17 protein-coding genes are annotated in these 19,728 nt (G+C 69.1%); 5 read left to right on the top strand and 12 right to left on the bottom strand.

The window, feature by feature from the left end:
• The first annotated feature begins 23 nt into the window (after positions 1-23).
• The gene (locus ACPYIS_RS04515) at positions 24-1,310 is read left to right on the top strand and encodes a solute carrier family 23 protein (protein ID WP_424895024.1); all 1,287 of its coding nucleotides are present in this window, start codon (positions 24-26) and stop codon (positions 1,308-1,310) included.
• A 102-nt stretch (positions 1,311-1,412) separates the two neighbouring features.
• A complete protein-coding gene (locus tag ACPYIS_RS04520) occupies positions 1,413-1,709 on the top strand; it encodes a flagellar basal body protein (protein WP_299022894.1) in 297 nt (98 codons plus the stop codon).
• 279 nt (positions 1,710-1,988) lie between these two features.
• Here the strand turns inward: ACPYIS_RS04520 and ACPYIS_RS04525 are convergent, their stop codons facing one another.
• Both ACPYIS_RS04525 and ACPYIS_RS04530 read right to left on the bottom strand, forming a co-directional pair.
• On the bottom strand, positions 1,989-3,659 hold the full coding sequence (locus ACPYIS_RS04525; protein ID WP_424859921.1) for a GMC family oxidoreductase: 1,671 nt from the start codon (positions 3,657-3,659) through the stop codon (positions 1,989-1,991).
• Positions 3,656-5,173, bottom strand: coding sequence for a CoA-acylating methylmalonate-semialdehyde dehydrogenase (locus tag ACPYIS_RS04530; RefSeq protein WP_424859920.1), 1,518 nt, complete (start codon positions 5,171-5,173; stop codon positions 3,656-3,658). Before ACPYIS_RS04530 ends, ACPYIS_RS04525 begins: the two co-directional genes overlap by 4 nt.
• 110 nt (positions 5,174-5,283) lie before the next feature.
• Here ACPYIS_RS04530 and ACPYIS_RS04535 point away from each other — a divergent pair, with 110 nt between their 5' ends.
• Positions 5,284-6,210, top strand: coding sequence for a LysR family transcriptional regulator (locus ACPYIS_RS04535; RefSeq protein WP_299022886.1), 927 nt, complete (start codon positions 5,284-5,286; stop codon positions 6,208-6,210).
• Between the two features lie 4 nt (positions 6,211-6,214).
• On the opposite strand, the gene ACPYIS_RS04540 is transcribed toward ACPYIS_RS04535, so the two are convergent.
• The 7 genes from ACPYIS_RS04540 to alr all read right to left on the bottom strand — a co-directional run bounded on the left by ACPYIS_RS04540 (position 6,215) and on the right by alr (position 14,334).
• Positions 6,215-6,544 carry a hypothetical protein gene (locus ACPYIS_RS04540; RefSeq protein ID WP_299022883.1) on the bottom strand — a complete coding sequence of 110 codons (330 nt, stop codon included), beginning with the start codon at positions 6,542-6,544 and terminating at the stop codon, positions 6,215-6,217.
• An 84-nt stretch (positions 6,545-6,628) separates the two neighbouring features.
• A complete protein-coding gene (locus ACPYIS_RS04545) occupies positions 6,629-7,384 on the bottom strand; it encodes a sulfite exporter TauE/SafE family protein (RefSeq protein WP_424895023.1) in 756 nt (251 codons plus the stop codon).
• Between the two features lies 1 nt (position 7,385).
• On the bottom strand, positions 7,386-8,402 hold the full coding sequence (locus ACPYIS_RS04550) for an SLAC1 anion channel family protein (protein WP_425973908.1): 1,017 nt from the start codon (positions 8,400-8,402) through the stop codon (positions 7,386-7,388).
• A 30-nt stretch (positions 8,403-8,432) separates the two neighbouring features.
• Positions 8,433-8,660, bottom strand: a complete 228-nt coding sequence (locus ACPYIS_RS04555; protein ID WP_424859915.1) for a YgaP family membrane protein — start codon at positions 8,658-8,660, stop codon at positions 8,433-8,435.
• A 54-nt stretch (positions 8,661-8,714) separates the two neighbouring features.
• Complete coding sequence (locus ACPYIS_RS04560) at positions 8,715-11,984, bottom strand: efflux RND transporter permease subunit (protein ID WP_424859914.1); 3,270 nt, start codon at positions 11,982-11,984, stop codon at positions 8,715-8,717.
• A 21-nt stretch (positions 11,985-12,005) separates the two neighbouring features.
• Positions 12,006-13,112: an efflux RND transporter periplasmic adaptor subunit gene (locus ACPYIS_RS04565; protein WP_424859913.1), complete on the bottom strand. Its 1,107-nt coding sequence runs from the start codon at positions 13,110-13,112 to the stop codon at positions 12,006-12,008.
• A 55-nt stretch (positions 13,113-13,167) separates the two neighbouring features.
• A complete protein-coding gene (gene alr / locus ACPYIS_RS04570) occupies positions 13,168-14,334 on the bottom strand; it encodes an alanine racemase (RefSeq protein ID WP_425973910.1) in 1,167 nt (388 codons plus the stop codon).
• Positions 14,335-14,416: 82 nt separating this feature from the next.
• On the opposite strand from alr, the gene lplT reads away from it, so the two are divergent.
• Positions 14,417-15,697 carry a lysophospholipid transporter LplT gene (gene lplT, locus ACPYIS_RS04575; RefSeq protein WP_424895020.1) on the top strand — a complete coding sequence of 427 codons (1,281 nt, stop codon included), beginning with the start codon at positions 14,417-14,419 and terminating at the stop codon, positions 15,695-15,697.
• 80 nt (positions 15,698-15,777) lie between these two features.
• On the opposite strand, the gene glcF is transcribed toward lplT, so the two are convergent.
• The 3 genes from glcF to ACPYIS_RS04590 form a co-directional block, all read right to left on the bottom strand.
• Positions 15,778-17,055: a glycolate oxidase subunit GlcF gene (gene glcF / locus ACPYIS_RS04580; protein ID WP_424895019.1), complete on the bottom strand. Its 1,278-nt coding sequence runs from the start codon at positions 17,053-17,055 to the stop codon at positions 15,778-15,780.
• A gap of 2 nt (positions 17,056-17,057) precedes the next feature.
• The gene (gene glcE, locus ACPYIS_RS04585; RefSeq protein WP_425973913.1) at positions 17,058-18,212 is read right to left on the bottom strand and encodes a glycolate oxidase subunit GlcE; all 1,155 of its coding nucleotides are present in this window, start codon (positions 18,210-18,212) and stop codon (positions 17,058-17,060) included.
• 85 nt (positions 18,213-18,297) lie between these two features.
• Complete coding sequence (locus tag ACPYIS_RS04590) at positions 18,298-19,248, bottom strand: SMP-30/gluconolactonase/LRE family protein (RefSeq protein ID WP_424859909.1); 951 nt, start codon at positions 19,246-19,248, stop codon at positions 18,298-18,300.
• Positions 19,249-19,294: 46 nt separating this feature from the next.
• Between ACPYIS_RS04590 and ACPYIS_RS04595 the strand changes: the two genes are divergently transcribed.
• Positions 19,295-19,723, top strand: coding sequence for a CopD family protein (locus ACPYIS_RS04595; protein WP_424860143.1), 429 nt, complete (start codon positions 19,295-19,297; stop codon positions 19,721-19,723).
• Positions 19,724-19,728: the final 5 nt, after the last annotated feature.

The raw sequence follows: 19,728 nt of genomic DNA on the forward strand, positions 1-19,728 counted from the left end.
ATTGACGAGGAGTGAGAGCCATCATGTTCCAATGGACCCCCAAATCCGACGCGGCGCTGGCCGCCGGCGGCGTCATCGGCCCCGACGAGCGGCTGCCTTGGCCGCAGACGGCGATGCTGGGCGTGCAGCACCTGATTGCGATGTTCGGCGCCACGGTGCTCGCGCCCATTCTGATGGGGTTCGACCCCAACGTCGCCGTGCTCATGAGTGGCATTGGCACGCTGCTGTTCTTCCTGTTCACCGGCGGCAAGGTGCCCAGCTACCTTGGGTCGAGCTTTGCCTTCATCGGCGTGGTGATCGCGGCCACCGGTTACGCCGGGCCGGGGCCCAATGCCAACATCGGCGTGGCGCTGGGCGGCATCATTGCCTGCGGGCTGCTGTACTTGATCATCGGTGCCATCGTGCAGGCGGTGGGCACGGGCTGGATCGAGCGCTTGATGCCCCCCGTCGTCACGGGCGCGGTGGTGGCCGTGATCGGGCTCAACCTCGCGCACATTCCGGTCAAGAACATGGCTCCCACGCCGTTCGATGCCTGGATGCAGGCTGTCACTTTCGTTTGCGTCGGGCTGGTCGCGGTGTTCACGCGCGGCATGGTGCAGCGCTTGCTCATCCTCATGGGCCTGATCGTGGCCAGTGTGGTGTACGCGGTGTTGGCCAACGGCTTGGGGTTGGGCAAGCCGCTCGATCTGTCGGGGGTGGCCAACGCGCCGTGGTTTGGGCTGCCCCAGTTCAGCACGCCGGTGTTCAGCGCCCACGCCATGCTGCTGATCGCGCCGGTGGCGGTCATCTTGGTGGCCGAAAACCTGGGCCACATCAAGGCGGTGACGGCGATGACCGGCAAGAATCTGGACGTCTACATGGGCCGTGCCTTCATGGGCGACGGCGTGGCCACCATGGTCGCTGGCAGTGTCGGTGGCACGGGCGTGACGACCTACGCCGAAAACATCGGCGTCATGGCGGCGACCAAGATCTATTCGACCGCGATCTTCGTGGTCGCGGGCCTGATGGCCATTCTGTTGGGCTTCAGCCCCAAGTTCGGCGCGCTCATCCAGGCCATCCCGCTGGCGGTCATGGGCGGGGTGTCGATCGTGGTGTTCGGCCTGATCGCAGTCGCGGGCGCCAAGATCTGGGTGGACAACCGGGTGGACTTCTCCGACAACAAGAACCTGTTGGTCGCGGCCATCACGCTGGTGCTGGGCACGGGTGACTTCACGCTGAAGTTTGGCGACTTTGCCTTGGGCGGCATCGGCACCGCGACGTTTGGTGCCATCGGGCTGTACGCGCTGCTCAACCGCCGGCGTTCGGCGTGACGCCACGTGGCGCGCCGGGCCTGGGCGTGGCGTGCCTGCGGGGTGTGCCGCCGTTCGTCGGGAGCGCGCGCGTTGGCGAGGCGGCGGGACTACACTGCCGCCATGGACGTGATCTCGACCACGCTGTCGGGCCTGCGCGCCGCCCAGGTGCGGCTGGACAGTGCAGCCCACAACATCGCCAATGCCCAGACCGAGGGCTTTCGGCGCCAGCAGGTGCGCGCCAGCGCTGATCTCGCAGGCGGCGTGCGCACGCAAATCGACCGGCTGCCCACGCCCGGCGCAGATCTGGCCGCCGACCTGGTGGCGCAAAAGCAGGCCGCCAACGCGTTTGCCGCCAACTTGCAGGTCTTCAAGGCCGCCGATCAGGCCTTGGGTCGGCTGCTCGATGCCCGCTCGTAGCAGGCACGCTCAATAGTCGGCGCCGCAATAAAAACACCGGGCTCGCCGGTGTTTGTAATTGCGGCCCTTTGACGGCGCGTGCTCGTGATGCCAATGGTGTCTCCACCCTGACGTGGATGGTCTGCTTGCCGTCCTCTGGCACGGTGGGGCTGTCTCCTCGGCCCTCTTGGAGCCGCCGTTGCCGCGAGCGCGGCGCGCGACGACCGAATATGCCCATTCTAGAGGCGCACTGGGCCGCACGGGCATGGGACTAACCCGAACCCCACCGGTCCGCGGCGCTCATTGGCCGGCCAGGATCCAGCGCGCGGCCTTCTCCGCGATCATGAGGGTTGGGCTGTTGGTGTTGCCGCTGGTGATGGTGGGCATGATGCCCGCATCCACCACGCGTAAGCCAGCGATGCGTCCCCCACGCCCGTCGCGCACGCGCAGGTGCGGGTCCGTCACGGCCATGGGGTCGCCGTCGCGGCCCATGGCCGTGGTGCCCACGGGGTGGAAGATGGTGGTGGCGATGTCGCCCGCCAGTTTGGCCAGGTCCTCGTCGCGCTGGTACTGCACGCCAGGTTTGTATTCCTGGGGCTGGTACGGTGCCAGCGCCGGTTGCGCGACGATGCGCCGCGTCAGGCGCAGGCTCTCGACCGCCACCTGTCGGTCTTCGTCGGTGGACAGGTAGTGCGGCGCGATGGCCGGGGCCTCTTGAAAGTGCGGGCTGCGGATGCGTACCGTGCCGCGGCTGGTGGGATTGAGGTTGCACACGCTGGCCGTGAACGCGGGGAAAGAGTGCAGCGGCTCGCCGAACGCATCGAGGCTCAAGGGTTGCACGTGATACTCGATATTGGGCCAGGGCCGATCCGGCGCGCTGCGTGTGAAGGCGCCGAGCTGGCTGGGGGCCATGCTCATCGGCCCGCTGCGCGTGAGCAGGTATTGCAGGCCGATGCGCGCCTTTCCCCACAGGCTGTGCGCCAGGGTGTTGAGCGTGGGCACGCCGTGCACCTTGAATACGGCGCGGATCTGCAAATGGTCTTGCAGGTTGGCGCCCACCCCCGGCAGGTCGGCCAGCACGTCGATACCCAGCGGCTGCAGAACGGAGGCGGGCCCGATACCCGACAGCTGCAGGATTTGCGGACTGCCGATGGCGCCGGCGCTGAGCACCACCTCGCGCGCAGCGTGGGCGGTCACCGTCCCATCGCGGGTCCAGACCTCGACGCCGCGGCAGCGCAGCGCGCCATCCGCGCCTCGCTCGAAGAGCAGCCGTTTGACTTGCGCCTGCGTCCAAAGGGTGAAGTTGGGGCGGCGCTCACACGCCGGGCGCAAAAACGCCTTGGCCGCGTTCCAGCGCCAGCCGCGCTTTTGGTTGACCTCGAAGTAGCCCACCCCTTCGTTGTCGCCGCGGTTGAAGTCGTCGGTGGCGGGAATGCCCGCTTGCTGCGCCGCGCGGGCAAAGGCGTCCAGGATGTCCCAGCGCAGGCGTTGTTTTTCGACCCGCCACTCGCCGGTGCTGCCGGTGCGGCGATGGCCATGCAGCGCGGCGAACGCAGGGTCGGTATCGGCGTCCAGTCGGTAATGATCCTCGTGCGCCTTGAAGTCGGGCAGGCAGCGCGCCCAGCTCCAGTCGTCGTCGCCCGTCAGGCGTGCCCACTGGTCATAGTCGCGCGCTTGCCCGCGCATGTAGATCATGCCGTTGATGCTGGAGCAGCCCCCCAGCACCTTGCCGCGCGGGTAGCGCAGCCGCCGACCGTTGAGGCCGGCGTCGGCTTCGGTTTGGTACAACCAGTCGGTGCGCGGGTTGCCGATGCAGTACAAGTAACCCACCGGGATGTGCACCCATGGGTAGTTGTCGCGCCCGCCGGCTTCGATCAGCAACACCCGGTGCTGGGGATGAGCCGACAGGCGGTTGGCCAGCAGGCAACCCGCGGTGCCTGCCCCGACGACGATGAAGTCGAACGTGTTCACTGCGCGGTCGGCATGGCGAATTCGGCGCCCTTGGGCGTGCTCTCGGGCCAGCGCTGCATCACGCTCTTTTGCGCGGTATAGAAGCGCACGCCTTCCTCGCCATAGGCGTGCAGGTCGCCAAAGAGGCTCTTTTTCCAGCCGCCGAAGCCGTGCCACGCCATCGGCACAGGGATCGGCACGTTGATGCCGACCATGCCCACACGCACGCGCCGGGCAAACTCGCGCGCGATGTGGCCGTCGCGCGTGAAGCACGCCGTGCCATTGCCGTATGGATGGTCGTTGACGAGCTGCAGCGCGGCCGCGAAGTCCGGCACGCGCACGCACGACAACACTGGCCCGAAGATTTCCTCGCGGTAGATCGACATCGACGGCGTGACATGGTCGAACAGCGTGCCGCCCAACCAGAAGCCACGCTCGCACCCCGGCCCCGCGCGCCGCGCGTCGAAGTCGCGGCCGTCCACCCGTAACAGTGCTCCCTCGCGCAAGCCGGCCTCGATGTAGCCGGTGATGCGCTGGCGCGCGCTGTCGGTCACGATCGGGCCCATCTCCGCCTGGGGATTCATGCCGTCGAGGACCTGCAGCGCGCGCGTGCGCTCGACCAGCCGCGGCATGATGCGCTCGGCCACGTCGCCCACCAGCACGGCCACGCTGATGGCCATGCAACGCTCGCCGGCCGAACCGAACGCGGCGCCGATCAGCGCGTCGACTGCCTGGTCCAGATCCACATCGGGCATGACCACCATGTGGTTTTTGGCCCCGCCCAGCGCTTGCACCCGTTTGCCGTGGCGCGCGCCCGTCTCATAGATGTGCTGCGCGATCGGGGTGGAGCCGACGAAGCTGATGGCGCGCACATCCGGGTGTTCGAGCAGCGCATCGACCGCCACCTTGTCGCCCTGCACCACGTTGAACACCCCATCCGGTAGGCCCGCTTGCTGCAGCAGCTCGGCCAGGCGCAGCGACGGCGAGGGATCGATCGGGCTGGGCTTGAGCACGAAGGTGTTGCCGCACGCCAGCGCGATCGGAAACATCCACATCGGCACCATCACGGGGAAGTTGAACGGCGTGATGCCCGCCACCACCCCCAGCGGCTGGCGCAGCGTCCAGTTGTCGATGCCGGTGGAGACCTGCTCGGTGTAATCGCCCTTGAGCAGTTGCGGGATGCCGCAGGCGAATTCGACGATCTCGATGCCGCGCGTGACCTCGCCTTGCGCGTCGGCGAAGACCTTGCCGTGCTCCGCGGTGATCAGGCGCGCCAGCTCGTCGCGATGCTGGTGCAGCAACTCCAGAAAGCGAAAGAGGATGCGCGCGCGGCGCAATGGCGGCACCTCGGCCCAGGCAGGGAAGGCGGCGTGGGCGGCGGCCACCGCGGCGTGCACCTCGGCCGCATCGGCCAGGGCGACCCGTCCGGTGACGGTGCCCGTGGCGGGGTTGAAGACGTCTTGTTGGCGACCGCTGTGGCCAGCGAGCAGGCGACCGCCGACATAGTGGCCGATCGCGGTGGGGGTGGCATGCATATCGAGGATAAAAAAAGCTGATGACAAAGAACCCACTGTAGCGAAAGCCATTGCGCTCGACCAGCGAGTTTTTCTAAAGTAAGGCATAACGCCATCTAATATCCAAAACCATGGATCACACCGCATTGCGCGCCTTCGTCACCGTGGCCCGCGAAGGCAGCCTGTCGCGCGCGGCCCAGCGGCTGCATCTGACGCAGCCGGCCGTGAGCCTGCAACTCAAATCGCTGCAGGAGCGCCTGGGCGTGCGCCTGTTCGAGCGCACCGCGCGCGGCATGCGACTCACGCCCGACGGCGCCGCTTTGCTGCCGTTGGCCGATCGCGTGTTGGCGGCGCAGCGCGAGTTCGACGGCGCCGCGCAGCGCCTGCGCCAACAGGTGCGGGGTGAACTGGCCATCGGCACCATCCTGGATCCGGAGTTCACACGGCTCGGCGCCTTTTTGCGCGAGTTGGTAGAGACGGCGCCGCACGTGCAGACCGCGCTGCGCCAAGGCATGAGCGGTGAGGTGCTGCAGAGGCTCGACGCCGGCGAGCACGACGTGGGCTACTACCTGGGTGACCCCAACACCGACCGTGGCGTGCCGGATCGCTACCGCGTGCAGTCGCTCACCCCGTTTACCTACCGGGTGTTGGCCCCGGCAGGCTGGGGGCCGCAGGTGCATGGCAAGGGCTGGCCCGAGCTGGCAGCGCTGCCGTGGATCGAAACCCCGCCAGCGTCGGCCCACCACCGGCTGCTCGCGCGCGTGTTGCAACCGCTGGGCGTGCGCGTGCGGCGTGTGGCCCTGGTGGACCAAGAGGCGTCGATGCTCGACCTCGTACGCTCGGGCGTGGGGCTCAGCCTGGTGCGTGACGCGGTGGCGATTCGCGAGGCGCAGGCGCGCGGGCTGGTCGTGGCCGACCGGGTGTCGCTGCCGTGCGAGCTGACCTTCGTGAGCCTAGCCGAGCGCGCGGCCGAGCCGGTCATTGCGGCGGCGTGGTCGGCACTGGGGCGCGTGTGGGGCGAGCCGCGTCTAGACGCGGCGGATCGTGAGGGCGGTTGAAAAGTCACCACCCCTTGGGCAACTTCAGCGGAGTGTAAGACGTCACGGGTTTATCCGGTGCCGCTTTGAATTCGCCATCGGGGAGCCCTGCTTGTTCACGCAATTTGTAAAACTCCCCTGATTTCAGCATCAAATCGTGTTTGATGTCCATCAACGCCGCTGCCGTCGTGAAGTCGAACCCACGCCGCGTGCCGCCGCGGGTATCGAGGAAGAGGTGGTTGACGTAATCCAGCATGGCCTGGGGGTCATCGCGCAGCTGCAACAGCCGCTCGCGAATGTGCGGATAGGCGATCTGCTCGAGTCGGCCCTCGAGAACATCGGGCAGGCGGTCCATGGTGGCTCAGCGGACGAATGGATGATGGATGCATGCAATCGTAGCAGCCCGGATCGATTTCGGCCATCAGGGCCGCCCCGGTATTCAGCCGCGCCAGAAAAACACCGCGCTCATGGCCAGCCCAGTGGCGATGACGATCCCGCGCACCGCTGCCGCCGGCAAGCGCTGCGCCCAGCGCGCACCCGCGTAGCCGCCCATCGTCGCGGCGGCCATCATCAGCAGCGCCGGTGTCCAGGCGACGGCCCCGGCCACGGCAAACGTGGCCACTGACAGCAGCGACAGCACCAGCGAGTTCAGGTTTTTGAGCGCGTTGGCGGTGTGGATACGCGACTCGCCCGTGACGGTGTAGAGTGCCATCAACAAAATACCCAGGCCGCCGTTGAAGTAGCCGCCGTAGATGGCCACGGCCAGCAGACCTCCGTGGCGGGCGGCGGCGGCGCTCGTGCCCGGGCGGTGTGTAGCCAGCCAGCGCACGGCATACGGTCCGGCCAGGAAGACCGCGGTGGCAAACAAGAGCAGCCAGGGCACCAGCGCGCGAAAGGCGCTGGCGGGCGTCACCAGCAGCAGCGCTGCGCCCAGCACGCCACCGGCGGCGGCGATGCCGGCTTCGACGAGCAGCCGCCGGCGCGGCAGCGCCGCCAGCTCGCGACGAAACCCCAGGGTGCTGCCGAGATATCCTGGACTGACCGCCACCGCGCTCGTGGCGTTGGCTACGATGGGCGGAATGCCCGTGAAGACGAGCGCGGGAAACGTCAGAAAACTGCCGCCACCGGCGATGGCATTGAGCACGCCCGCCGCAAAGGCCGCCACGGCCAGGAGTGGCGCGTCGGCGGGCGTCATGTCAGTTCGATGCCGGCACGATGGGGGCTACCGGCTCGGGCGCGAGCAGCGTGCCCTCGCGCAGGCCCTTGACGGTGGCCAGCAGCAGCGCCGCGATCACCACCGACGTCAGCGCCAGCAGTACCAGCGCCACCATGCGCAGTGGGGGCAGCGCCAGCGCCTCGGCCAGCCGCACGGTCAGGGTGGTGAAGGCCGCCAGCGGAAACGAAACGCTCCAAAACGGCACGCCGAACGGCTGCGCAAAGAAGCGCCGTGCCTGCGTGCCGACCCACAGCAAGGTGAATAGACCCACACCCCACACGGCCACGGCCACCAGTGGCGCTGCGCCATAGCGCAGCAGGCACAACCCCACCACGGACACCGGTGCCAGCGTGATGAACCAGGTGGGATGCAGCCGCGGAGGGATGGGCCCATGCGCCAAGCGCCGCGCCACCAGCAGCGCAAACACCACCGGCCAGAAAAAGACGCCAATACCGAGGTGGATGGCCGACCACACGTCGTGGCCGAACCCGACCCCGGCCAGCGGTGCGACCACATTGCCCACCACGGGGATGTAGAGCACCGGGGTGATGCCGTTCCAGAGCGATTGCGCATCTGGCGCGTGGGCCACCGTGGGCGCGAGCCAGCGCCCCAGTACCCATACCGTGACGGCCAACTGGCCCAGCGCGCCCAGCCACCACAGCCCGTGCGCACCGTCCCGCCACAGCTCCATGGCCTGCATCCACGTCGCCAGCAGCAGCGCCGACACCGGCAGCGCTGCCACAAAGGTGTGGCGCACCGGGTGACGCAGGTCTTCCGCCAATGCTGGCGGGTGGCGTTGTGCCCGCACGGCCGAGCCCACCAGCAGCACCCCGAATACCGCGGCCGCCAACACGCCCAACACGAGCGACGCGCCCTGCGCCCACTCACCCAGCCAGTGACCGGCGGCGTGCCAGGCCAAGGCCAGACCCGTCAGTCCCATGACGAGCGAAAACCAACCCGGGTGCAGATATTTCAGCGGTGTGGGAGAAGGTGTCATGGGGCACCGTGTGGCAAGAGGGCGAACGAATCAGCAAGCTTTGCAGGGCAGGGCGCTCTCAGGCACGCCCAGCTTTTTGAGGATGATGGCCAGCGGGCAGAAATTGGTAAACCCAAATTGGAACAGATTCAGCCCCACGAACGCGGTGAAGGCCAAAAACCACTCGCTGACGAACAGCGGGCTGGAGGGCGTCCCCAGCGCCACCGACACGAATACGAACAGACCGGCGATGATGCGGATATAGCGTTCGACCGTCATGATGAAAGACTCCTTGACAGGGTTGGACAAGAAACAGCAGTGGGGTGGCAGCAATCAGGCGTTGCCCGCCGCCTGCGCCGCGTAGCGGCGACGGTAGACGGCGTAGTACAACACCGGAATCACCACCAGCGTCAGCAAGGTGGAGACCGCGATGCCAAAGATCAAGGACACGGCCAGGCCGTTGAAGATGGGGTCGTCCAGGATGAAGAACGCCCCCATCATCGCGGCCAACGCGGTGAGTGCGATCGGCTGCGCGCGCACCGCCGCCGACTGCACCACCGCCTGCGCAAACGGCACGCCCTTGGCGGTCTCCAGCTCGATGAAATCGACCAACAGGATCGAGTTGCGCACGATGATGCCCGCCAGCGCGATCATGCCGATCATGCTGGTGGCGGTGAACTGTGCCCCCAGCAGTGCGTGCCCGGGCATGATGCCGATCAGGGTCAACGGGATCGGAGCCATGATGATGAGCGGGGTCAGGTAGCTCTTGAACTGGGCCACGACGAGCAGGTAGATCAGCACCAACCCGACGGCGTAGGCCGCCCCCATGTCCCGGAACGTTTCGTAGGTGATCTGCCACTCGCCGTCCCACTTGATGGCGTATTGCCGCCACGGGTCGGTGGGCTGGCGAATCCAGTATTCACCTAGCTCGCCCGCGTCGGGCAGGGCGGCCTGCGCCAGTTGCGGGCGAATGCCGAACAGCCCGTACAGCGGCGAGTCGGTGCGGCCTGCCATGTCGCCCAGCACGTACACCACCGGCAGCAGGTCCTTGCTGAAGCGCGGCGCGTCGATGACGCCGTGTTCGACGCGCACCAGCTCGGACAGGGGCACCATGCGCCCGTTGGCGGCGCGCAACGGCAGCGCCAGCACCGCATCCAAGCCCACCTGCGCCTCGCGCGGCAGCTGCAGCCGCACCGGCACGGCGAACTTGGCGTAGCCGTCGTGCAAATAGGCGGCGTCCATGCCCGACAGGGCGGTGTAGACGGTTTGCGCGATCACCTGCGCCGGGATGCCCAGCGCCTCCGCGCGCGCGCGCTCGATGCGCAGGAAGGTGCGCGGCGCGTCTTCTTTGAGCGTGGTGTCGATGCCAACAATGTCCGGGGTGGCGGCAAACGCCTGGGCCACGCGGCGGGCCAGCTCGGCGCGACCGGCCTCATCCGGGCCGTAGACCTCGGCCACGATGGGCGCAAGCACCGGCGGGCCCGGGGGCACTTCCACCACCTTGATGCGGCCACCGTGCGCCTGCGCAATCGCTTCCAGGCCCGGGCGCAGGCGTTGCGCGATGGCGTGGCTCTTCTCATGCCGGTGGCGCGAATCGACCAGGTTGACCTGCAGGTCGCCTTGCTCCGGGTCGGCGCGCAGGTAGTACTGCCGCACCAGCCCGTTGAAGGTGATCGGGCTGGCCGTGCCCGCGTAGCCTTGCACGTGCGTGACTTCGGGCTGCTGGGCCAGAAAGGCCGTCATGTCCTGCAAGGCGGCCGCGGTGTCTTCCAGCGCGCTGCCGGCGGGCATTTCCAGCACGACCTGGAATTCGCTCTTGTTGTCGAACGGCAGCATCTTCAGGATCACCGCCTGCACCACCACCAGCCCGACCGACAGCACCAAGCCGGCGAGCACCCCGGCCGCGAGCAGCCAGCGGTGGCGCGCGCTGTGCAAAAACGGTGTCAGCGTGCGGGTAAAGAACGCTTGCAGCCCGCGCGTCAGGCGCGAGGGGGCGTGCGCGGCGTGCCCGTGCGAGCGCGTCAGGTGCAGCGCCAGCCAGGGCGTGACCGTGAAGGCGATCGCCAGCGAAATCGCCATACCCATGCTGGCGTTGATGGGGATGGGGCTCATGTACGGCCCCATCAGGCCGGTGACGAACGCCATTGGCAGCAAGGCGGCGATCACGGTCAGCGTGGCCAGGATGGTGGGTCCACCGACCTCGTCGACCGCGCGCGGGATGATCTCGCTCAGCGGGGCGTCGGGCGTGAGTTGCCGGTGGCGGTGGATATTTTCCACCACCACGATGGCGTCGTCCACCAGAATGCCGATGGAGAAGATGAGGGCAAAGAGCGAAACACGGTTGAGCGTGAAGCCCCACGCCCAAGAGGCAAACAGCGTGGCGGTCAATGTCAGAATGACCGCGGCGCCCACGATGACGGCCTCGCGCCGCCCCAAGGCCACGCCCACCAACACGATGACGCTGGCGGTGGCAAAGATGAGTTTTTGGATCAGCTTGTTGGCTTTGTCGGCCGCGGTGGCGCCGTAGTCGCGGCTGATGGTGACCTCGACGCCCTCGGGGATGAGGGTGTTGCGCAAGCGCTCGATCTGGGCGCGTGCCGCTTGCGCCACATCCACCGCGTTTTGGCCCGGTTTTTTGGTCACGATGACGGTGACGGCCGGGTACGACTGCCCGACCTGAGCCCCGGCGGGCAGCGCGTCACCCGGCCCTGGCGTGTGCCACACGTAGCGGCGGGGCAGCTGGGCCCCTTCCTCCACGCGGGCGACCTCGCGCAGATAGACCGGCTTGCCGTCGTGCACGCCCACTACGATGTCGCCCACCTCCTGCGCCGAGCGCAGGAATTCGCCCGTCTCCACCGTCAACAAGCCGGGTTGCCCCGGTTGGCCCGCTTGCGGGTTGGCCACCGTGCCCGCCGGCAGTGCCTGGTTGGCCGCCTGGATGGCCTGGTACAGTGCCTGCACTGGCACGCCGCGTGCGCGCAACTGGGCAGGGTCGAGCCAGACATGTACCGCCCGGCCCGGGCCACCGATGGTTTGTACTTCGCGCGTGCCCGGCACGCGCTTGAGTTCGGTTTCGATGGCATGTGCCACGCGTTCGATATCGAGCGCGCTGCGCCCGTCCGGGCTCCAGAGTGTGGCCGCCAGCACGGGCACGTCATCGATGCCTTTGGGCTTGACGATGGGTGGCAGCACCCCGAGCCCTTGCGGCAGCCAGTCCTGGTTGGCGTTGAGCACGTCGTACAAGCGCACCAGCGCCTCGGTGCGCGGCACGCCCACCTGAAACTGCACGGTCAGCACCGCCACCCCCGGGCGCGAGACGCTGTACGTGTGCTCGATACCGTGGATCTGCGACAGCACGTGCTCCGCGGGCTGCGCCACCATCTTTTCCACGTCCGCGGCCGACGCGCCGGGGAAGGGGATGATAACGTTGGCCATGGTCACGTTGATCTGCGGCTCTTCCTCGCGCGGGGTGACCAGCACGGCAAACAGCCCCAGCAGCAGCGCCACCAGCGCCAGCAGCGGGGTGATGGCATTGGCCTGGAACAGGCGCGCCACCGCGCCGGAGAAGCCCAGGCGTTCGACGGAATCCGATTTGGGTGTCATGGTACGGCGCGTCCCTCGAGGTCAGCGTTGGGCCGGTTGGGCGCCCGCCAGACCGGCGCGCACGGGGTCCAGGGCCACGCGCTCGCCGGGCTGCACGCCGGACAGCACTTCGATGTTGTCGCCGTGATCGGTGCCCAGGCGTACCGCCCGCAGCACGAAGCCGCTGGCCGCCCCGGCGGGAGAGGCGACGTAGACGGCGGTCAACTCGCCGCGGCGCAGCACCGCGCGCGCCGGTACCACCAGGCGCTCCTCGGCGCTGGCCACGAAGCGTACCTTGACCGCCTGCCCGGGCACGTGCGAGGCCGTGTCCGCCGGGGCCAAATCCAGTCGCCACTCCACGGTTTGCGCCACCGGGTCGGCCGCGGGCAGCCGAGTCTGCGCCTGCGGCGCGACCCAGCGTCCATCCGGCAAGCGCACCTGCACCTGGTGCGCCGCCCCGGCAAGCGCTGCGCGCGAGGCCGGGACGTGTACGACCGCGCGCAGCGGCTGCGGCGCGTGCAGCGTCAGGATGGGTCGGCCTGGTGCCGCCAGGTCGCCCACTTCGGCATGGGTGGCCAACACATACCCGTCGTACGGTGCCGTCAGGCGCGTAAACCCTTGCGCCAGCGCCGACTGGGACTGCGCCGCGCGCGCTTGCGCGAGCGCCGCCCGCGCGGCGTCGGCCTGTGCCTGGGCGGTGTCCAGTGCTGCCTGCGACACGAATCCCTGTGCCCGCAATTCGCGCGTGCGCTTCAGGTGGGCGTCGGCGTTGCGCGCCTCGGCCTCGGCCTGCTGCACCGCGGCTTGCGCGCGCTGCACGCCCGCGCTGGTTTCGCGGTCGTCGATCACGGCCAGCACCTGCCCGGCGCGCACCCGGTCACCGGCCTTGACGGGCAGTTGCACGATGCGGCCAGCGGCCTGCGCCGCCAGTGTGCTCTGTTGCACCGCCTGCAGCGTGCCGTCCAGCACCAACCCCTGCGCCACGGGCTGACGGCTGACGGTTTGCACGTCGACCCGCGGGCCCTCGGCGGCCCAGGCGGCAGGCAGTGCGGCGGACAGTGCCACGGCGGCAGTGGCCAGCCAGTGGCGGCGCCCCAATGGTCGCGGGGCGGTGGTGTCGGCACGGAGGGGCGGACGCGGCATGGACATGGACGGACTCCTCATGCCGATCAGTATACCAAGATACCCCAGGGAGTACAAGTGGCTATCCATCGCCGTCCACGCGCACCGGCACACGCGCGGCCAGTGCACACAACAGTTCGTAGGCGATGGTACCCGCGGCGCGCGCTACCTCGTCGACGGCCAGCACGGGCCCGTGCACGCTGCGCCCCCACAGCACCACTTCGTCGCCCAGCTGGCACGGGCCGCCGGCGGCTTCGACCGGGGTGAGGTCAACCGCCAGCATGTCCATGCTGACGCGCCCCACCAGCCGCGTGCGCACGCCGCGCACCAGCACCGGGGCGCCGTGGTCTTGGCCCTGGCTGGCGTGGCGGGGATACCCATCCGCGTATCCGCAGGCCACGATCCCCACCCGCATGTCGCGGGGGGCCGTGTAGGTCGAGCCGTAGCCCACGGTTTCCCCGGCGCGCACGTCCTGGATGGCGATCAGGCGGCTGGCCAGCGTCAGGGTGGGCTGCAAATCCCAGTGGGCAGTGTCGTGATGGGGGTGGTCCGGTGCGCTGCCGTACAGGGCGATGCCCGCGCGTACCCAATCGGCAGCCAAGGCCAGGGTGTCGTTCGGCCCCAGCAGCCGCGCCGACTGCGCATGGCGCAGTAGCGCGGCGCTGTTGCACAGGCTGCGCTCGCCGGGCAGGTCGGCCGTGGCGCGCACGAAGGCCTCGACCTGATGCGCGATGCCCTCGCGCCCCCAGCGCAGGCCATCGGCGTCGCTGAAGTGCGTCATGAGGCTCACCTCGTCGACCTGCGGCAGCGCTTGCAACCGCGCCCAGGCGGCGCGAAACGCCTCGGGCCGAAAGCCGAGCCGGTTCATGCCCGAGTTCATTTTCAAAAAGACACGGTGGGGTTGGTGGGTTTTGTGCGCCCCCAGCCACTCGATTTGTTCCTCGCAATGCACCACGTGCCACAGGTTCAGTCGCGAGCAGACCTCGAGGTCGCGCGGCTCGAAACACCCTTCCAACAGCAGGACGGGGCCCCGCCAGCCGAGCGCGCGCAGGCGTTCGGCTTCGGCCAGGTCGAGCAGTGCAAACCCGTCGGCCGCGCGCAGGGCATGGAAGACGCGCTCGATGCCGTGCCCGTAGGCGTTGGCCTTGACCACGGCCCACAGGCGGGCCGATCCCGCTGCGGCGCGGCAACGCTGCAGGTTGTGGCGCAGGGCATCGAGATGGACGGTGGCGTGGATGGGACGGGGCATGGCAAGACGGCGTGCTATAAACGCGCGCACTTTCGCACAAAATGCGCCGCTGGCGCAGCGCCTACGATCCTCTTTCACCGGCATGAAGCGCGGCTTCTACACCATCATGACGGCGCAGTTTTGCAGCTCGTTGGCCGACAACGCGCTGTTCGTGGTGGCGGTCGAGCTGCTGCGCAGCCGCGGCGCGCCCGAGTGGCAGGCGGCGGCGTTGGTGCCCATGTTCGCGCTGTTCTACGTGGTGCTGGCGCCGTTCGTCGGCGCCTTCGCCGACGCCCGCCCCAAAGGGCAGGTCATGTTCATCAGCAACGCGATCAAGGTGGTGGGCTGCTTGCTGATGCTCACCCCCGTGCACCCGCTGCTGGCCTACAGCTTGGTTGGGTTGGGGGCGGCGGCGTACTCTCCGGCCAAGTACGGCATCCTCACCGAGCTGCTGCCGCCGTCGCAGTTGGTCAAGGCCAACGGCTGGATCGAGGGGCTGACGATCGCCTCCATCATCCTGGGCGTGGTGCTGGGGGGGCAGCTCGTGGGGCCCACCGTCTCAGGCTGGTTGCGCGGGTTGGGCATCCCGTTGATCGGGCACACCGCCTCAGCACCCGAGGCGGCCATCATCGGGCTGGTTTTCGTGTATGCGCTGGCGGCCGCGTTCAACCTGCGCATCCCGCGTACCACGGCGCCGTTGCGCCATCTGCCGGCCAACCCATTGGCGTTGCTGGGCGACTTCTGGCGCTGCAACCTGCGCCTGTGGCGCGACCACTTGGGCCAGATCTCGCTGGCCACGACCACGCTGTTCTGGGGCGTGAGTGGCAACCTGCGCTACATCGTGCTGGCCTGGGCGGCGGCGGCGTTGGGCTATGGCACGACGCAGGCGTCGTCGCTGGTGGGGGTGGTGGCCATCGGCACCGCGTTGGGGGCCGTGGTGGCATCGCTGCGCATGCGGCTGGAGCATGCCCCGCGCGTCATGCCGCTGGGCATCGCGATGGGGGTGCTGGTGATCGCCATGAACGCCATCGACAACGTCTGGGTGGCTGCGCCGTTTCTGATGCTGCTGGGGGCGCTAGGGGGCTTTTTGGTGGTGCCGATGAACGCGCTGCTGCAACACCGCGGCCACAACCTGATGGGCGCTGGGCGCTCGATCGCGGTGCAAAACTTCAACGAACAGGCGTGCATCCTGGGCCTGGGCTTTCTGTACACCGCCGCCACCGGGGTGGGGGTGTCGGCGTTCGGCGCCATCGCGGCCTTCGGCGCCCTGGTGGCGTTGGTGATGTGGGGGATTCAGCGATGGCACGCCGCCAACCTGCGCCGCTACCCGCATGAGTTGCAACGGCTGTTCGAGATTGCGCGGCGCGACGATTTGCACGGGTGAGCGGGGAGTCCGGCGCTTAGCCGGAGAGACGCGCCACATGCGCCCACCCGGTCTGGCGGCTTGGGTACAGCAAAGGCCGCCTAGACTGTTGGGCCATGTGGCGGTGCTGACGCCAGCGCGGCGTCCACCAGCTCGACCCAGTGGCGCACCGGGGTGTCGGTGCCGCTCTGCAGGTGGGTGATGCAGCCGATGTTGGCCGAGACGATCACCTGCGGCGACTCGGCCTGCAAGTGGGTGAGTTTGCGGTCGCGCAGCTGCTGGCTCAGCCCGGGCTGCAGCACGCTGTAGGTGCCGGCCGAGCCGCAGCACAGGTGCGACTCCTGGCGCGCCAGGGTCACCGTGAACCCCAGCTCACCCAGATACCGCTCGACGCCGCCACGCAGCTTTTGCCCGTGCTGCAGCGTGCAGGGCGGGTGAAAGACGACCCGGCGCGCGATCCCGTCGGGCAGCGTGTCGCCCAGCCGGGCTTTCCAGGCCGGTACCAGATCGGGCAGCAGCTCGCTCAGGTCGCGCGTCAGCTCGCTCACCCGGCGCGCCTTGTCGGCGTAGTCGGGGTCATGACGCAGCGCGTGCGCGTAGTCTTTGACCATCACGCCGCAGCCAGAGGCGTTCATCACGATCGCTTCCACCCCGGGACTGCCGTCGGTCGGTGCGATCCATGGCCACCACGCATCGATATTGGCGCGCATGTCGGCCAGCGCGCCGACCTGGTCGTCGAGGTGAAAGCGCAGCGCCCCGCAGCAGCCCGCCTTCGGCGCGATGAGGGTCTGGATGCCGGCCGCGTCGAGCACCCGTGCCGTGGCAGCATTGATGTGGGGCAGCATCGCGGGCTGCACGCAACCGGCCAACAGCAGTACGCGCCGCGGGTGGGTCGCCGTCGGCCAAGGGCCGGGGTCGCGCCGCTCGGGGACCTTGGCGCGCAGGGGCTCGGGCAGCAGGGCGCGCACGCTTTGCCCCAGCCGCATGGCGGGCGCAAACAGCGGCGACGTCAGCCCCTCGCGCAGCAGCCAGCGCACGGCGCGCTCGCCCACAGGGCGCTCGACGCGCGCCTCCACCACCTTGCGGCCGATGTCGAGCAGGTGCCCATATTCGACGCCGCTGGGGCAGGTGGTTTCGCAATTGCGGCAGGTCAGGCAGCGGTCCAGGTGGCGCTGGGTGGCGCGCGTCGGCGGCGCACCTTCGAGCACTTGCTTGATCAGGTAGATGCGGCCGCGCGGGCCGTCGAGCTCGTCGCCCAGCAGTTGGTAGGTGGGGCAGGTGGCGGTGCAAAAGCCGCAGTGCACGCAGCGGCGCAAGATCGCCTCGGCGGTCTGGCCATCGGGCGTGTCTCGAAATTCGGCAGCGAGTTGGGTCTGCATCCTCAGTATCCCCAGATGCCGGGCTGAAAAATCCGGTGCGGGTCGAACGCGGCGCGCACGCGCTGCTGCAGGGTGCGCAGCGTGGCCTCGGGCGGCGTGAAGCGCTCGTGCGCTTCGGGCTGCGCCGCGGGGGGGCGAAACAGCGTGGCGTGCCCACCGCCCTGGCGGGCCAGGGCGCGCAGCGCCTCGGCCGCCGACACCGGGGCCCAGACCCAGCGCTGGCCACCGAACCATTCGATCACGGTATCACCGGGCCAGGCCAGCATCGGTGTGGTGGGTGCGACGGACAGCCGCCACAGCCCGTGCTCGTCTGACGGCGGCTGGGCGAAGAAGTCCGACGTCTGTTCGCGCACGCTGTGCCACACAGTGGCTGCCGCGGCTGGCTCCAGGCGCTGGCCGCCGGTTTCGCGCAGCAGCCGCTCGCTGGCGGCCTCCACCGCCGCAGCGGCCCCGCGCAGCCGCAGCCACAGCGTGCCGCCGGCGTGGGGCGACCAGAGGCTGGCATTGAGCGGCAGGGGCTGGCTGCGCCAGTGCGCCAGGCGTTCCAGCGCGGCGTCGGCGGGCAGCGCCGCGCACAGGGTGGCCTCCCCCGCGGCCACCGGCAGCACCTTCAGCGACACCTCGGTGATGACGCCCAGCGTACCCAGGCTGCCAGCCAAGGCGCGGCTGACGTCGTAGCCCGCGACGTTCTTCATCACCTGACCGCCGAAGTGCAAGTCCTCGCCCCGGCCGTCGAGCAAGCGCACGCCCAGCACATAGTCGCGCACGGCGCCCACCGCGGCGCGTGCCGGGCCGGCCAGCCCCGCCGCCACCATGCCCCCCACGGTGGCGCTGGGTCCGAAGTGCGGGGGCTCGAACGGCAGGCGCTGGCCGTGGCGGGCGAGCACGGCTTCCAGCTCGGCCAGGGGGGTGCCGCAGCGTGCGGTCACCACCAGCTCGGTCGGCTCATGGTTGACGATGCCGGCGTAGGCCCGGGTGTCGAGGACTTCGCATTCCGCGTCTAGGGGGTTGCCGTAAAACGCCTTGCTGCCACCGCCGCGGATGCGCAAGCGCGGTCCGCCGGCGGCCGCCGCGCGGATGCGCTCGGCCCATGCCTGCAGCAGGGCATCATCGCCGGCCGGCGTGTCGGCGCGTAAAAGGGGCTGGGATTCGACCATGGGGGCAATGGTAGCCCGCCCCGGCAGGCGCCGTGTGAAGAATTTGAATGATCGCTGTGAACGGCGACAGCGCGGCCCCTGCCGTTCAATCCCCGTACAGTGGGGCAGGCAGCCCGGGTGCGTCCAGCGGATGCGCGAGCACGGCACCGCTGTCGGGATACTGCGCCAACTCGTCCGCCGGGCGGTGCTGCCGGGCGGTGGTGACGAACAGCGTGCGCAGGCCGGGCCCGCCAAAGCACAAGCCGGTCGGGCACTGCGCGGGCAGTGGCCATTCGCTGGCGATCTGCCCCTCCGCCGTCAGGCACACCACGCGCGCACCACCCTCCAGGGCCAGCCAGTAGCGGCCGGCCCGGTCCACCGCCGCGCCCGCGGGATGCTCGCCGCCGCCGGGCGCAGGAGAGGCCAGGCGCCGCAGGGGCAATCGCACACCCAATTCCGGCGGCCACCGACCGGCGGTGTGCATCGGCTGGGTGTACACGATGCGCGCCACGCCATCTGCGCTGTACAGCAGCGTGCCGTCGGCTGACCAAGCCAGCCCGGCGCAGGCTGCCGCAGCCGGTCCGATCCGGGCGAGCTCGGCCCGGTGGCGCTCGCCTGTGCGCAGGCAATACAGCGTGGCTGCCGGGTCATCGCCGGTTTCGGCGCACGCGGCCAGCCACAGTCGTCCCCAGGGGTCGCAAACGCCATCGACGAAGCACACCCGCCGCGTGTCGTAGGGGGCATCGATCACGCGTTGCAGCGGTAGGTTCCAGTCGGGCAGGTGGAAGATGCCGTCGCGCAGCGCGATCAACCAGCCGCCGCGCCGGCACGGCACGAGCGCCGCGGGTGTTTGCGGCAGCTCCATGGCCTCGCTGCGCCCACTGGGGACATGCATGCGCCACAGGCGCTGCAGGCCCTGGTCGATCCAGTACAGCCGATCTTCCAGCCCGCGCCACACGGGTGCCGCCCCCCGGGCGCTGACCGGGGGCGTCACGGGCGCCCAGCCCCCTGCCGCAGGGGGCTCCGGCGGGCGCGATGGGGTCGCAGGCGCAGCCATGGCCCCATCTTATGCCATCCCCGCGGGTGTGGCATACACTGCGCGCATGCTGTGGGTCAAAACCTTTCACATCGTCTTCATCGCCAGTTGGTTCGCTGGGTTGTTTTACCTGCCGCGCATCTTCGTCAACCTGGCGATGGTCGATCCGGGCAGCGTCGCCGAGCGCGAGCGGTTGCTGCTGATGGCGCGCAAGCTGCTGCGCTTCATGACGCTGCTGGCCGTGCCCGCCTTGGGGCTGGGGCTGTGGTTGTGGCTGGGCTATGGCATCGGCCTGGGGCCGGGCAACGGCTGGATGCACGCCAAGTTGGCGGTCGTGCTCGTGCTCATCGGCTATCACGTGGCGTGCGCGCGTTTGCTGCGCGCGTTCGAGGCGGGGGCCAACCGCCGCAGCCACCACTGGTACCGCTGGTTCAACGAAGTGCCGGTGATCCTCATGGTCGTGGCGGTGGCGCTGGTGGTCATCAAGCCCTTCTAAAGGAC

Source organism: Tepidimonas sp. HKU78 (genome assembly GCF_049860815.1).
GTDB lineage: Bacteria > Pseudomonadota > Gammaproteobacteria > Burkholderiales > Burkholderiaceae_C > Tepidimonas.